Annotated in this window: 14 protein-coding genes; 6 read left to right on the top strand and 8 right to left on the bottom strand. The window is 55.8% G+C overall.

Annotated features, from left to right (window positions below):
- The first annotated feature begins 193 nt into the window (after positions 1-193).
- Both KGL31_10970 and KGL31_10965 read left to right on the top strand, forming a co-directional pair.
- The gene (locus KGL31_10970) at positions 194-1,348 is read left to right on the top strand and encodes an N-acetyltransferase (GenBank protein MDE2322415.1); all 1,155 of its coding nucleotides are present in this window, start codon (positions 194-196) and stop codon (positions 1,346-1,348) included.
- 79 nt (positions 1,349-1,427) lie between these two features.
- Complete coding sequence (locus KGL31_10965; protein ID MDE2322414.1) at positions 1,428-2,225, top strand: phosphocholine cytidylyltransferase family protein; 798 nt, start codon at positions 1,428-1,430, stop codon at positions 2,223-2,225.
- 84 nt (positions 2,226-2,309) lie between these two features.
- Here KGL31_10965 and KGL31_10960 read toward each other — a convergent pair whose 3' ends face one another.
- From KGL31_10960 to KGL31_10935, 6 genes are all read right to left on the bottom strand, one after another.
- Complete coding sequence (locus tag KGL31_10960) at positions 2,310-3,476, bottom strand: glycosyltransferase (protein ID MDE2322413.1); 1,167 nt, start codon at positions 3,474-3,476, stop codon at positions 2,310-2,312.
- Positions 3,460-4,608 carry a glycosyltransferase gene (locus tag KGL31_10955; GenBank protein MDE2322412.1) on the bottom strand — a complete coding sequence of 383 codons (1,149 nt, stop codon included), beginning with the start codon at positions 4,606-4,608 and terminating at the stop codon, positions 3,460-3,462. The genes KGL31_10960 and KGL31_10955 overlap by 17 nt, the downstream gene beginning before the upstream one ends.
- Positions 4,609-4,665: 57 nt before the next feature.
- Positions 4,666-5,703: a glycosyltransferase family 2 protein gene (locus tag KGL31_10950; GenBank protein ID MDE2322411.1), complete on the bottom strand. Its 1,038-nt coding sequence runs from the start codon at positions 5,701-5,703 to the stop codon at positions 4,666-4,668.
- A 61-nt stretch (positions 5,704-5,764) separates the two neighbouring features.
- A complete protein-coding gene (locus tag KGL31_10945; GenBank protein ID MDE2322410.1) occupies positions 5,765-6,802 on the bottom strand; it encodes a glycosyltransferase family 2 protein in 1,038 nt (345 codons plus the stop codon).
- Positions 6,772-8,259 (bottom strand): CDP-alcohol phosphatidyltransferase family protein, encoded by a 1,488-nt coding sequence (locus tag KGL31_10940; protein ID MDE2322409.1) that lies wholly within the window; start codon positions 8,257-8,259, stop codon positions 6,772-6,774. The genes KGL31_10945 and KGL31_10940 overlap by 31 nt, the downstream gene beginning before the upstream one ends.
- A 234-nt stretch (positions 8,260-8,493) precedes the next feature.
- Positions 8,494-9,117 (bottom strand): CDP-alcohol phosphatidyltransferase family protein, encoded by a 624-nt coding sequence (locus KGL31_10935; protein MDE2322408.1) that lies wholly within the window; start codon positions 9,115-9,117, stop codon positions 8,494-8,496.
- Between KGL31_10935 and KGL31_10930 the strand changes: the two genes are divergently transcribed.
- The 3 genes from KGL31_10930 to lptG all read left to right on the top strand — a co-directional run bounded on the left by KGL31_10930 (position 9,094) and on the right by lptG (position 11,828).
- Positions 9,094-9,426, top strand: a complete 333-nt coding sequence (locus tag KGL31_10930) for a transposase (protein MDE2322407.1) — start codon at positions 9,094-9,096, stop codon at positions 9,424-9,426. The two genes, KGL31_10935 and KGL31_10930, sit on opposite strands and share 24 nt — an antisense overlap.
- Positions 9,427-9,699: 273 nt before the next feature.
- The gene (lptF, locus tag KGL31_10925) at positions 9,700-10,764 is read left to right on the top strand and encodes an LPS export ABC transporter permease LptF (protein ID MDE2322406.1); all 1,065 of its coding nucleotides are present in this window, start codon (positions 9,700-9,702) and stop codon (positions 10,762-10,764) included.
- On the top strand, positions 10,761-11,828 hold the full coding sequence (gene lptG, locus KGL31_10920) for an LPS export ABC transporter permease LptG (GenBank protein ID MDE2322405.1): 1,068 nt from the start codon (positions 10,761-10,763) through the stop codon (positions 11,826-11,828). Before lptF ends, lptG begins: the two co-directional genes overlap by 4 nt.
- Here lptG and KGL31_10915 read toward each other — a convergent pair.
- Positions 11,769-12,794 carry a metallophosphoesterase gene (locus KGL31_10915; protein MDE2322404.1) on the bottom strand — a complete coding sequence of 342 codons (1,026 nt, stop codon included), beginning with the start codon at positions 12,792-12,794 and terminating at the stop codon, positions 11,769-11,771. The genes lptG and KGL31_10915 overlap by 60 nt on opposite strands.
- Before the next feature lie 201 nt (positions 12,795-12,995).
- Here KGL31_10915 and KGL31_10910 point away from each other — a divergent pair, with 201 nt between their 5' ends.
- Positions 12,996-14,321 (top strand): sodium:proton antiporter, encoded by a 1,326-nt coding sequence (locus KGL31_10910; protein MDE2322403.1) that lies wholly within the window; start codon positions 12,996-12,998, stop codon positions 14,319-14,321.
- 10 nt (positions 14,322-14,331) lie between these two features.
- Here KGL31_10910 and pal read toward each other — a convergent pair whose 3' ends face one another.
- On the bottom strand, positions 14,332-14,682 hold the full coding sequence (pal, locus tag KGL31_10905; protein MDE2322402.1) for a peptidoglycan-associated lipoprotein Pal: 351 nt from the start codon (positions 14,680-14,682) through the stop codon (positions 14,332-14,334).
- Positions 14,683-14,890 lie beyond the last annotated feature (208 nt).

Raw genomic sequence — 14,890 nt, 5'->3', positions numbered from 1 at the left:
AGGAACAATCAAAGGCAGTCATCGACTGCCTGCCACCCCCACTCCCAAAAGTCAGCCCGTATTATATACAAGACTTGAGGGGTTTTGTGCAACAAAAAAACAGAGGACTATACAAGTTGTTGAAAAGTGATAAAGCGGCTCCTGCGTGGGCGATGTGATGTCCGATCGGAACTCCACCACCTTTCCTGAGGAGATGCCTCCTTCCGTGCGAGCAACTCTCGATTCCATACGCATCGAGCCGATAAATGGATCGCGGGATCTGCGTCGATTCATTCACCTCCCATGGTCGGTCTATGCCGACGATCCCGTATGGATCCCTCCCTTGCTGATCGAGCGACGAGAGCAGTTCTCGCGGCGTAACCCATACTTCGCACACGCGCGCTGCCGTTTCTGGCTCGCCTATCGCGGGACCAGGCCGGTCGGACGGATCAGCGCCCAAATTGATGAATTACATGAAGCGCGGCATCGGGATGCCACCGGATTCTTCGGCTTGCTTGAAGCCGAGGACGAGGCAGAGACGTTTCACGCATTGTTGAGTACAGCGGAAAGCTGGCTGCGCAACCAGGGGATGTTGCGCATCAGAGGTCCATTTAACCTCTCGATTAACCAGGAGTGCGGGCTGCTCGTGAAGGGGTACGACACGCCTCCAATGATTATGATGGGCCATGCCCGCCCCTATTATGCCGATCGAATCAGGGCCGAGGGATACGAGGGCTCGAAGGATCTGCTGGCCTATCGCGTTGCCACTGATTTCACGCCACCCGCGCTTATGCAGGCCGCTGTGAATAAAGCCGCCGGATGTGTTCGGATCAGACCGTTGCGCAGGTCATCTATGAGCGAGGAGCTCCATATTCTCAAGGAGATCTACGAGGATGCGTGGTCTGCAAACTGGGGCTTCATTCCCTTCACAGAGGAGGAGTTCCGACATTTGGGGTACAGCTTGCGACTGCTGGTGGAGGACGAGTGCGTGCAAATTGCAGAAGTAGACGGGGCGCCGGCCGGCATGATCGTAGCTCTACCGAATCTCAATGAGGCGATCGGCGATCTGCGCGGACGTTTGTTACCATTTGGCTGGCTCAAACTCTTGTGGCGGCTGAAAGTCAAGCGTCCGACAACGGCTCGTGTCGTCCTGATGGGCGTACGCAAATATTTTCAAAGAAGCGCGCTGGGAACTGCGCTCGCCTTTATGCTCATCGATGCCGTGCGCGGCTATGGAATCAGGCGCGGAGTTCGCGAGGTCGAACTGTCCTGGATCCTGGAGGACAACATGCCGATGCGGAATATGCTTGCCATGATTGGAGGGATACCCTACAAGTGCTACCGGATCTATGAAAAGGCATTGAGATGAGTCATGGTCAGCCGTTCAACCTTGTCCTCTGGAACTGTATGCTTGTACGGCTACCGGCCATAAGGTAAACTAACTCTTCATGAAACAGCAACAAACCGAAACAGCTATTATTCTTAGCGCCGGCAGTGGACGGCGCCTGCTGCCCATGACCGCAGAGTTGCCCAAGTGCCTTCTCCCCATAGACGCCGGACGACCGGTGCTCGAGTTGCAGTTGCGCATGTTGGCACAGTGCGGTATTCAACATGTGACCGTTATGGTAGGTTTCGGCGCTAACAAGGTTGAGCGTTTCCTCGCCACCCATCCGATGGAGAACCTTGAGGTCCACACCCGTTACAACCCCTTCTTCAGGACCACCAACACTCTCGTCACATGCTGGCTGGCGATTCCCGAAATGACAAAGGACTTTATGCTGCTGAATGGTGATACCCTCTTTGATGTGGAAGTCCTGCGTCGCGTGCTCACCTCCCACAAGGGTCCTGTGACCCTGGCCATTGATCAAAAGGCAGAGTACGATAAAGACGATATGAAGACAGTGCTGGACGGCGGTGGCCGACTTAAAGCGGTGGGGAAAGTGTTGGCAGTTCCTAAGATCGATGGCGAGTCGGTTGGCCTTATGGTGTTTCGAGGCAAGGGCGTGGAGGCCTTTCGGGCCGCATTAGATACAGCTATACGGAACCCTGCGAACCTACGCAAGTGGTATCACGACGTCATCAGTAGTATGGCCGGCTCGTTGTCGATGGAGACTGAGTTAATTGAGGGGCTATGGTGGACGGAAATTGACACACCAAAGGATCTTGCGAAGGCACGCTCATATTTCGCCCGCGAGCGGACGGTGCCCGAAGAAGCAATAATGTTCTCGCCGTCAGGGGATACTTAAGGACATACAGCAAGCCAAATCACTTTGACCCTCTGGATTGGCTCAGCAGTCCCCGTCATAAGAACGAATCTCCTGTGGTCTGATTTAGCACTTTGGCAGGCCGCTCAGCTCAAGCAACACTTGCAGATATCGGTCAGTGGCACGGTCAACAGAAAACTGGGCAGCCTGTGTACGCAGCCTCTCCGAGTCGGGCGGCGTCTCCAGCACCGAGAGAATGGCCTTGGCCAGCGCCGTATCGTCCCCCACTGGCACCAGCGGGCCGTAGGTGCCGCCGTCCAGAATCTCCGCCGGACCGCTTGGACAGTCTGTACTCACCACCGGACAGCCGCAGGCCATGGCTTCAATCAGAACGCCAGGGAGCCCTTCCCAGGCGGAGGACAGCACCAAGAGTGAAGCCCGCGCCATGTATGGAAAGGGATTTGGTGTAAAACCAGGTAGAGCCACATCAGAAGCTATATCCAATCCCCTGGTTAAGGCCTCTAATTCTGGGCGCTCTTTCCCCTCCCCCAGGATAATGAGCCGTGCCTTCCGCACGGCCCGCACCAGACCAAAGGCCCTAAGCAGGGTCGAGAAATCTTTTTGCGTTGCAAGCCTTCCCACCCCCAACACGACAGGCGGGCTACCAGGGGCGAACCAAGGGTGATCGAGCGCAGCGCGCGCCTTCTCTTGCAACTCGGGTGTCACCACCGGATTGTAGATCGTCGTGATGCGCTCACGCGGCAAGCTGGTAACGCGAGCAACGTCATCCGCAACGCCATCCGATACGGCGATAATGGCGTCGGCCCAGGGATAGAACCGGCCTGCAAGTTGTGGCCGGAAGAGTTTTTTACTCTGCGTGTGTACAGCAGATGGGGACAGATGGTTGCTGACCCTCACCGCCAACCTCGTTCGGGCGCGGGCGAGATACCGCGCCCACAGGGCCGCATCGTTGACATGGTTTGCTGCTGACAGCACAACATCCGGCTGTTCGTGTCGTAGATAGCTTGCCAACGCTGCGACGCTTGCCAACGCCCAGCGGGACTTATTCATTGCGGCCCATGGTAAGCACCTCCAGCGGTGGTCGAGGGCCACCAGACGCACCAGGGGAGAGAGTTCTCGGTAAAGAGGACCTTGCGAACAGGCCACCACAAGATCCACCTTGTGGCCTCGAGTAGCAAAGGCGTGGGCAAGGGTCAGCGTGCGCCGCTCCGATCCGCTTCCAGAGAGGCCGTAGATGAATACGGCCAGGTGCCTGCTATCTTCTTTTTTCATGCGAGATGATGTTCTTCGGTTGCTCTCCTTTGCACAGCCCCAGCAACAGCTCCAGACAGCAATCGGCGGCATGATCTACAGAGAACAGGGCCGCCCGCGCGCGCAATCGGTTCGGATCCGGCGGCGTCTCCAGCACCGAGAGAATGGCGTTGGCCAGCGCCGCATCGTCCCCCACTGGCACCAGCGGGCCGTAGGTACCGCCGTCCAGAATCTCCGCCGGACCGCTCGGGCAGTCCGTACTCACTACCGAGCAGCCACAGGCCATGGCTTCGGCCACAACCATGCCGAAACCTTCCCAGGCGGAGGACAGCACAAAGACCGAGGCTCGTACCATGTACGGGAAGGGATTGAGCGCAAACCCCGGTAGGTCCACATCGGCGGCCACGCCCAGCTTCTGCGCCAGCACTTCCAGCCTTGCCCGTCTCTTTCCCTCCCCGAGGATGACGAGCCGCGCCTGACGCACCGCCCGCACCCGGGCAAAGGCCTTGAGCAGGGTCTGGAAATCCTTTTGAGCTACAAGTCTCCCCACTGCCAGCAACACTGGCGGGCCGCCTGGCACAAACCAGGGATGGTCCAGTGGAGCGCGCATCTTCTCTTGCAGCTCGGGCGTCACCACCGGACAATAGATCATCGCGATGCGCTCGGGCGGCAACCCTGTGACGCTGAGGACGTCATTCGCAACACCGTACGAATTGGTGATGATCGCGTCGGCCCTGGGGTAAAAGAGGCGCGCCTGCCAGAGCTCAAACCGTCTTTGTATGTTCACAGCACCTCGGGACAGATGCTGGCCAACCCTTATGACCAACTTTGTACGGACGCCGGCGAGAGCGCGTGCCCACGGGGCGGCAACATTGACGAGGTGGCAACATGATAGCAGGACCGCCGGCCGCTCGCGCTGCAGATAGCGTGCCAAAGCTGGTATGCTCGCCAACGCCCAGGGGCCTTTCGTAACCCGTGGCAAGTGCGTCCACCAAGGGTCAAGGGCCACCAGGCGCACTAAAGGCGATATTTCCTGGCGAGGTGGATCTTGTGAGCGTACTACCACAAGATCCACCTTGTGGCCCCGAGCCGCGAAGGCGTGAGCCAGTGTCATCATTTCCCGCTGCGCTCCTCCTCCCGACAGGCTGAGCATGAACAGCGCCAGGTGCCGGCGATCCTCGGCCACGTTAGTGAACAACCCCAAGCAACACTAGGTCTCCCACAGAGGGCGTCTGAAAATAGAAAAGAGTAGATTCTGCTTCACGCTTGCCCAGGCTCCTCTGCTCAGCGGCGATTGCCAGAAGTATTTCCACGCTGCCCACCCCATGCCTCCCGAAGCGCGCCAGCATGCGGTAACCCATAGCTGGCCCACCAGCCGGGTAAATGCCTGCGCGGGATAGCGCAGGACGCGGTGGTTGACTTTCTGCAGCTTTTGCAACCAGGCGTCGGTCCACTCCAGATACTCTCGGTCCGGCGTAAACTGCAACCTGGTCATGTGGGGAAGGACAAAATGACGCTCTAAGTCGGTCGCGGTAAACGTGACCCCAAGCTCAGTAAGCTGCGCGCTCGCGATCTCCTGGTTCTTGGCCTTCGTCAACTGTGCCTTCTCGCGCCCAATGTTACCCGCGTGTGTCCTTTTACGCACGAGGGTCTCGGGCAAGTTGCCGAGCTTATAGTGCTTGGCAACACGCACAAAGAGGTCAAAGTCTTCGCAAACCGCGTACTGTTCGCGGTACCCGTAGTCTTGTAAAATGGCTTTTCTGGTCATGATCGAAGAAGTGCAAAGACTACATCGAAACAGCAGTCGTGATTGCAACTCTCCTGGCGAGACAAACCGTCTCTTGTCCCTGCTCAAGGATCGGCCTGTCTCATCCATCTCCGTCGCCCAGGCCCCCACCACCGCAAAGTCGCTGTGGCGGTCAAGAAAGGCCACCTGCTTCTCCAACCTGGTCGGATAGGCCCAGTCGTCGCTGTCCAGCATCGCGATATACTCACCACAGGCCAGATCAATGCCCCTGTTGCGCGTCTTCGGTATACCGAGGTTATGCTCATTGCACACCAGCCGCACACGGGGGTCCGTCGTATACGACTGCAGGACCTCCACGCTGTCGTCGGTGGAGCCGTCGTCAATGAGGAGGAGTTCGAAGTTGGTGAAGCTCTGGACGAGGATGCTCTCAATCGCTGCGGCGACATACTTCTCGCGGTTATAGACCGGGATCAGGACGGTGACTCGAGGTGAGATGCTCACATCAAAGACCTTCTGCTCTCGCGCTGTTCACAACGGGTCAGCATGCCGGCCTGACCATACTTCAGATATCCCGGGGTAGGTGTCTGAAAGCCAGTAGAACAAGATACATCCTCACACTCGACCACCCCTCTTTGCTTAACGGTGACTCCCGGAAGTATTTCCAGGCACTCCAACCCATGCCGGTCAAGGCATGCCAGCACACCACACACCATATCTCGCCCACCATCCGTGCCAACGGACGTTCGGGATAACGCAAGGCATGTTGGTTGGCCGCTTGCAGCTTGAGCAACCAGGCGTTGGCCCACTCGATATACGTTCGGTCAGGGGTCGACGCCAACCTGTCCATGCGCAGCAAGAGAAAGTGGCGCTCCAGGTCAGCAGGGGTGAACTCGACGCCCAGCTCGGCAAGCTGAGCGCTAATAATTTCCAGGTTTTTCTCCTTCACCAACTGCGCCTTTTCACGTGTAATGCCGCTGGCGTGTACCCTGCGACGCAGCAGGATTGTGGGTAGGTTACCGAGCTTATATTTTCTGGCAAGGCGAACAAAGAGGTCAACGTCTTCGCAAACCGCATTCTGTTCGCGGTATCGATACTCCTGCAAGACGGCGGTCCTGGCCATAATTGAAGAATGGTGATGACAGGAGGTAAACAGCAGCCGCGACTGCAACTCTCCTGGTAAGACGGGCAATATCTTGACCCTTCTCAAGGATCGGCCGTTCTCATCCATCTCCGTGGCCCAGGCCCCCACCACCGCAAAGTCGCTGTGGCGGTCAAGAAAGGCCACCTGCTTCTCCAACCTGGTCGGATAGGCCCAGTCGTCGCTGTCCAGCATCGCGATATATTCACCACGGGCCAGATCAATGCCCCTGTTGCGCGTCCTCGGTATACCGAGGTTATGCGCATTACACGCTAGCCGCACACGGGGGTCGGCCGTATACGACCGCATGATTCCTACGCTGCCGTCGGTAGAGCCGTCGTCGATAAGCAGGAGTTCGAAGTCGGTGAAGCTCTGGGCGAGGATGCTCTCGATTGCTGCGGCGACATGCTGCTCGCGGTTATGGACCGGGATCAGGACGGTGACTCGAGGTGAGGTGCCCATACTCTCTCGGACAGGAGCCGAAACTTCTTTATGGTAAAAAGATATTGAGCGCCCAATGGCCAGGCATACGCCATCAGCATCCAGAAGATAACATTTTTGTGACCGAGAAAAGTCACAAGAAAAATATAAAACGTTCGGATGTCGCCTTTGATGAACGGCTGAATCCGTTGGTAGAATTTTAACCAGGCGCTTTCCTGCGTTTTCAGAAAATCTACTCCCATGGCTTGATGGCTGACGTAGCCGGCGCGGCGCAGAAAGCGATTGTGAAAGACTGCCGCGGTGCAATACCAGATAGCCGTTGCAGCAGCCATCAACACATAATTGAGCTCTTGCGGATATTGTCGATAATGCGCAATCGTCAAAAAAACAAAAGGAAAACCGAATCGTAGATCATCAATCAGCATGTCGAATCGGCCTCCGGCCTCCGATTCATAATTACGCACGCGCGCCGTCTCGCCATCGCACCGGTCTAAAACCCCTGCGGCGAATTGCCATACGATGGCGAATACAAGCATCGCCCAATACCGATTGACTAATAAAAATGACGAAGATACCAGCAGCAGAATAAGCTGGATGAGGCTGATCACATTCGGACTGAATCCAAGGCGAACAAAAAGAAATGTCATCGGCTTAGAAAGTTTGGAATTCACGAGTTTTGAAAATTCTCCGCTGATTTCCTTAAAAGCAATTCTCCAAAACAATTCTGTGAGCTGCGCTTTACCTTCCCTTCCGGTAACTTTCAGCCACCAAGCTCTTTCCAAGAACCCTATGGTAAGCACATGTTTTTCGTTCCATCGTTGGATCATTTCAGCGAAATTCTTGAAGGCTATATTGTGTACATCGGATCGACGGCATACGACAATGTCTGTACTGAAGACGCCATTTTTTAAATCGGGTGAAATCTCGACGGAATGAGATTCGGCACAATCAAACGTAGCATTCTGAAAAGCGTTTTTACTTAAAGCAATTTTCGTAAATGCGTTCGGATTGCTAAAGATTACCTTGAATTTCTCAGTAAATGGCTCAGCAAACGCAACCTGCCCGTTATCCGACCAAACATTTTTGTACGCAATCAGCAAAGGTTTTTGCTGTGAATGGATTTTCGCAGCCTGCTCAAAAAATGTCGGATGTACAATTTTATCCGTTTCGAATATCAAAAAGGAATCATCCCATTTCCCGACGATACAGGAAATTCTTTTCGATAACATTTCATCGGATCTCAATTCTGAAACTTCATATTCAAGAGCAATCCGTTTTCGAACCGAATTTATTATTGATTCAATTTGTTCCCGCTGACCGTCAGAACAAATAATTTTAGCCAGTCGTATGCCTGCTTTGGACATGGCTATTAAGGCTCGATTTAAAAGCGTTTCCCCGCCATATACAGAATCGTATGTAGCGCCGACAGGTCCTGCATTTAGAGCAATGAGAACAGCTTGCGTAATACATTCATTCATTGTCTACTAAAACTCCGCAATTCAAAGCATGTTCTTCTGAAATACACGCATGAAGCTTTGCCTCAAAGTGACCAGTAAGGGAAGCATCCGTTGGAGCGCTTTCCGCTTGCCACGGACGCCCGGCAGGTGACACTTCTTCCTTGATTCTTGACTGATGATCTGTGGCGCGAGGCTCGTTGCGTAAATACTGACACATTCGTGCAGACTGCAGACCTACAAGACTGCAAGCGCACACTACGCGCACTTTTTTCTGGACCCATCTTGTTTGCTTAAAGCCGCAGCCTGTTGCAGCGTAACGACGATATAATGAATAAAAAACGCTACGGCAATGCTAAGAATGATTAAATCAAAAAGCGAGATATTGATAACTAACAAATGAATCATCGGATTGCTGGCGAAATAAAAAACCGCATTCACACCGACAACAATGACACGAACTTCTGTGGGCCCGATTTTACCGTAAGACACCTTAAAAACACCCGTAACCGCCGTACGCACATATGTCAAAATCCCAAGTTGCAAGTAGCTGACCAGTGCCAGCATGGCGTAATTAAAATCGACGAACGGCGATAACCCTAAGCCGATGCAAACCATGGTTTGAGTAAAAGTATCTACCGTATGATCAATAAAATATCCATACTTGAATCGTTCGATTTTTCGATATCGCGCCAGGGTGCCGTCCAGACTGTCTCCCAACCAATTGACGACAAATCCGAAATCTACCAGCCATAAGAAATTCTTATCGAAATTACTGAGCCAATAGCCGAAAGCGATGATAAGGCCGCCGCCGACGCCCATGGCTGTGAGTATATCAGGATTGATCCACGCGGGCATATGCCGGCAAAGCAACTGCAACACCGGCCTTTCCAGCGGGCCCAACAAAATATCATTAACGCGTTCGTGGGTTTTCTTTGCTGTATCCTTCCTCGCCAGTGGCTCTGCCGCGCCAGCTCCAGCCGGCCGGAGCCCTTCCAGCAACTCGCTCGGATGCCCCGGATTTACCTCAACAGTGTACTGACCGGCATCCGTATCCGGGTTACTAACGGCGCCGTGAAGGGGGTGAACAACAAGGTTGCAGCGATTGGCTGTCTCGCCTTTGGCTACCGGCCGTCCTGGGTGTATGTCGCAACCATCTCTCACCGTTGCACAGGCCTCCTGTTCATGTAACGCTTTTCAGCGAGGGGCCGATTTATTCTCGGATTACTGTCCCTCCGGGTGAGACATGTTGGAATCTCTGCCATGAGCGGGAGCAGACATCGTCCCAGCCTGCGCTTCATGCGATACACCTCATTGACATCCTCCTCTCACGGACTCGCGGCTGCATGCTCGAGACGGTGAGAGCGGTCCTATCTTCAAACAGAGCAGACTTGTGCAATCCGGCAGCGGTACGATACTATATCACACCCTGAAAGGGAAAGGTGTGACGTTTCGTAGATTCCTATGTTGATACTCGATCGATATCTGACCCGAGAGATCGCCAAGCCACTCATCGTTTTTTGCGGCGGGCTGTTATTGCTCTTTGCCAATTTTACCGCCATCCGTTACCTGAACCGAGTAGCCGACGGCCTCATGCCCTTCCAAAGTGTCATGCCGCTGGTCCTGGTCAGGGCCGCTGTCGCGTTGGAGATCCTGTTGCCGGTCGCGCTGCACCTATCGGTTGTCGTGACGCTGGGACGTCTCTACACCGATTCTGAAATGACCGCCATCTTCGGTTCCGGTGTAAGTCCGGCACGGATCATACGCATTGTGTTCGCGGGGTCTCTCGTCGTGGCGGGACTCGTGGCCTTTCTGTCTATCTATGTACGACCATGGGCCAACGCAAACCGCTATCGCCTGGAGCGCGAGGCGGTCGCGGACGTTGATCTGAACGATATGCAGCCGGGTCACTTCTACGAAAACTCCTCAGGCACTGTCTTGTTCTTTCAACAGCGCGACCCGAACAGCGGCCGAATGCACAAGGTCTTTATCCAGTCTCGTTCGGAGGATCGGGTTCGGCTCATCTGGGCAGAAGAGGCCTATTACCCCGAACCTACAGAAGCGGGTGCCAGTCGGACTCTGGTCTGCTCCAGCGCGCTGACCTATGAGCTCTCTCGAGATCGTGGCGTGGTCAGACAGGCCAGATCCGACGAGTTGATTCTAGAGTGGGAAAAGGCAAAGGTCCTTTTAGAGGAGTACCGGCGAAAAGCTGCCCCTACCTGGCAGTTAGCTCGCTCAGTGTTGTCCAAAGATATCGCGGAGTTTCAATGGCGACTCTCAACCCCGATAGCCGCCTTGCTGATGGGATTGTTGGGCTTCCCCCTCAGCCGCGCCAAGCCACGCCAAGGTAAGTATGCCAAGTTGTTCGTGTCGGTGGTAAGCTATGCCACGTTTTATAATCTGAATATGATGGCGAGGACATGGGTTGAGAAGGGGGTGGTGGGCACCGTTCCTGGTATCTGGTGGGTCCATCTTCTTTTAGGGATCCTGGTTGCGGGCCTGTTGTGGCGACGGACAACGCACCCATGAGTACGATAGATCGCCATATCTGGTTCCGGGTGATCAAGGGCTATGCCCTTGTGATGGCCGTTCTGTTGTCGGTCTTCAGCCTGATGGCGTTCGTCAACGAGCTGGACTCGGTGGGCCGCGGCACCTACACGCTGGGCGACGCGTTCCTGAATGTCCTCTTGACCGTACCGAGCCGGATGATCGAGCTGGCGCCGGCGACCGCCGTACTGGGGAGCATCATCGGCCTCGGAGAATTAGCAGCTAGCCACGAACTCATCGCCATGCAGGCCTTGGGTACTGCGCCGCTGCGTATCGGATGGTCGGTAACCGTAACCGGCATCCTCCTCATGACTGTGGTGATAGGGGTTCAGGAGTGGGTTGCTCCGTCCACGGATCAACTTGCCTACACGCTCCGCACCCAAGCGATCTCGAACCCGGACGGCCTGCATACTAAGCGGGGATTCTGGTCGCGCGATGGGCGGCAATTTATTCGGGTACATCAGGTGCTGCCCGGTCGCGTTCTCTCCGATGTCGAGATCTACGAATTCGACGACCACGATCGGTTGCGCCTGGTGACATGGGCTGCACGAGCCGACCCAAAGGATTCGCATCGGTGGATGCTCATAGACGTGGCGCAACGAATGATCGAAGGAGAAGGGGCAGTGGCGAAGCAAGGTGCCAGTCTTCCCTGGGCTGGATCACTGACACCGGCGCAGGTGGACCTGCTCATCCTGCCCGTTGATATTCTGTCGCGTTCTACCCTCAGCCAGTATATAGCATTCCTGAAAAAGACCGATCAGGATGTGGCGCGTCTGGAGATCCGTCTGTGGCAGCAGATGACGATGCCCCTGTCGACCCTGATGATGGTACTCGTCGCGATCCCTTTTGTACTCGGTCCCCTTCGGAAGGCGACTGCCGGCCAGCGGATCCTTCACGGATCGCTGATCGGCGCTACCTTTCATCTGGGCAGCCATTCCATAGCCTATCTCGGGGCCATCTGGCATCTGAACCCAGCGCTGACCGTATTAAGCCCCCTGGCGGTGCTGGGCGGGGTGACTATGTGGGTGTACCGTCGTATACAGTGAGCCCGTTACGGAGCATGGTACCCTTATCACTTGCTGATTCCCCGCAAGAAAACAATGGTCCATCTGGGAGTAGATGCGTGCCGATATTCGGATCTCCCATCCATGAGACGACGGACGCACCTCATGGACATAATACCCCGCACATCGCTTCGGCTGTGTCCTGCGCGCGGAGGCGGAAGGCGCGCCTATCACGGGGATAGTGTCTTGCACCTCGGGAAGGTACACCACGGAAGAACGATGGGTATGTCCGTGCACAATCATCTCCACACCGTACCGGGCGAGAAGGGCCCTTAACGCGGCCCAGTCGGTAAGTTGTTTCCGCCACCCGACCATGCCCGTCATAGGAGGATGGTGGATGAGGAGGATCCTGAACAACCCCTGTCGGCGGGTGAGATCGAGGACGTCGCCGAGTCTGTCCATCTGTGCAACTCCCAGACTTCCCGTGGCAAAAAAAGGAGCGGAGGGGTGTGCGGAGGTCGCTCCAATCAGAACGGTATGTCCACGTATACGTGCGCTTGGAAAGAATGAACGGCCTGGCGCCTGCTGTTGTCCGGTTCGCAGTCCCGGATCGGAGGCCATGTAAGGCGCCCACAAGGCGAAGGTATTCTCCCACGGAGTGCGAACGTATGTATCGTGATTACCCGGGACAACGGTAACATCGGTCGGTGAGCCAAGCATTTCCAGCCATTGTCGGACTTGTGCAAATTCACTGGGGAGGCCGATGTGGGTCAGATCGCCCGTAATCACGATGTGGTCCAACGCCAGCCCGCTCAAGTCGTGAAGCAAAGCAGCTAAGATCTCAGGCGCATGCTCACGGCGACGCCGGAGTCGCCAGGACAGATAGCCGAGTGCGCGCTTGCTCAGGAGATCGCGGGTCTTGACATCAACCAGTGATGTGAGATGGAGATCGGAGAGGTGGGCGATCCTGAAGATTCCTTTGCTCTGCTGAGACTGTTGATACGACATAATTTAGTATAACACAGCAAGATCGGGGGCCGTACCAGGAGTGGACACAAAGGGCGGATGAACCATGCGATTCCGGAAGCACTTTGACTTTCATGTCAACTCTGGTATGGTGAAACCTGACGTGCGAAACCGGTGTAAACGGCACCGGCACACTTGGCCCTGCAGGGTTTCGCCGTGGCCGCGGAGGAGGGTTGGACGCCATTGGGTCATCAGCTTGGCCTGATCTGGGTGACCCCATTCGCCCTGTTACTCCTTTCCATTGCGGTTCTGCCGCTGCTGGTTCCCCGCTGGTGGGAATTTAACCTCAACAAGGCGATCACCAGCGCCGTCTTCTCGCTTCCCGTATTATTCTACATCTTCAGGCTGGATAGTTCTCGCCTTCTCGATACGGGGATTGAGTATGCGGCATTTATGGCCCTGCTCACAGCCCTGTTTATCATCTCCGGCGGAATCTACCTGCGAGGTTCACTATCCGGAACCCCTTTCACCAACACCGCCGTCCTGGCGATGGGGGCCATCTTCTCAAATCTTATCGGAACCACAGGCGCATCGATGCTGCTGATTCGTCCGATTCTTCGCGCCAACGAGCGGCGTCGGCATCAGGTGCACATTGTGGTGTTCTTCATTTTCATCGTCTCGAATATCGGCGGGCTGCTTACCCCCCTGGGCGATCCGCCGCTCTTCCTCGGCTTTCTTCGAGGGGTACCGTTCGAGTGGACGATCCGGCTGCTGCCTCACTGGCTCATGATGATCACGGCGCTGCTCATCATCTTCTACGTATGGGACCGGCGTTGGTTTCAGGTTGAGCGAACGATACACCGGGAGGCCGCAAGGACGGAGTTCGATGTTGTGGAGAAGCTCAGCGTGGAAGGCAAGGTGAATGTCCTGCTATTACTGGGCGTGCTCGCGGTGGCCTTTGTGATCGGGCGATTCGGGGTTCAGATCGGTCTGCAGTCCGAATATGCGCGCCGGGGAGGGCAGGTGATGGGGATGGGCATTCTCGCAGGACTGTCGATGCTGATGACGTGTCAGGAAACGCGCGCCGCCAACGGCTTCACCTTGTCCCCCATTGTCGAGGTAGCCGTAATCTTTGCAGGGATCTTCGCGACGATGATCCCTGCTCTGGCCATCCTGGAGTCACGCGGAGGCGAACTCGGCCTTGCGCGACCATGGCAGTTCTTTTGGGTGTCGGGACTCCTCTCGAGCGTCCTCGACAATGCGCCGACTTATCTGACCTTTGCGTCAATGGCCAGCGGCCTGATGGGAACGGAGGCCGCGCGTCTGGGTCAACTTCTGCAGGCCACAATCGGGCCCATGCATGGAGAAACGCTTCTGACCGCGATTTCTGTTGGCGCCGTCTCCATGGGCGCGAATACCTATATCGGCAACGGTCCCAACTTCATGGTCAAGGCGATCGCAGAAGATGCCGGGATCAAGATGCCGTCGTTCTTTGGGTATATGAAGTATTCCATCGGCATTCTCCTTCCCCTGTTTCTCCTGGTTACCCTCGTCTTCTTCCGCTCATAGCGTCGTGGCGCTACCGCTCGCTCACCACGAAGTGTGCTCGGCGATTCCACTTCCAGGCCGACTCGTCATGACCCATGACGAACGGGCGTTCCTTTCCGAAGCTCACGGTCTTGATGCGCTTGGCATTGATGCCGGCCGCCACCAGGTAGTCTCTGGTAGCCTTGGCCCGTCGTTCGCCCAGGCCTAGATTGTATTCCGCCGTCCCGCGTTCGTCGCAGTGACCTTCAACCGTAATCTGCGCTGCCGGATTAGCGTTCAGCCACTGAAGATCCTCCTTGAGATTTGACTTTGCATCGTTGCGGATAGTCGATTTGTCAAAGTCGAAGAAGATGTCCTTGAGCGGCGACTCCTTGCCTGCCATTGCCGGCTGTTGCGCGGATGGCGCTCCTGCTGCTGGCGGCTCTTGAATCGGCGTCGATGGTTTAACCACCTCCTCCGATTGAGTTGCACGTGCAGATGGCGCAGCGGGCGGGGTCGGCGTTGCTTCCGTACCGGCGAGTTCCGCACGCTTCGGGCAGCCTGAGAGCAGAAGCACGACGGAAAAAAGCAGCCCGATGCTTGAGATAGTC

The organism is Candidatus Methylomirabilota bacterium (assembly GCA_028870115.1).
GTDB lineage: Bacteria > Methylomirabilota > Methylomirabilia > Methylomirabilales > Methylomirabilaceae > Methylomirabilis.
The sequence above is the reverse complement of the archived record's forward strand: the minus strand, read 5'-3'. Positions and strand labels throughout refer to the sequence as shown.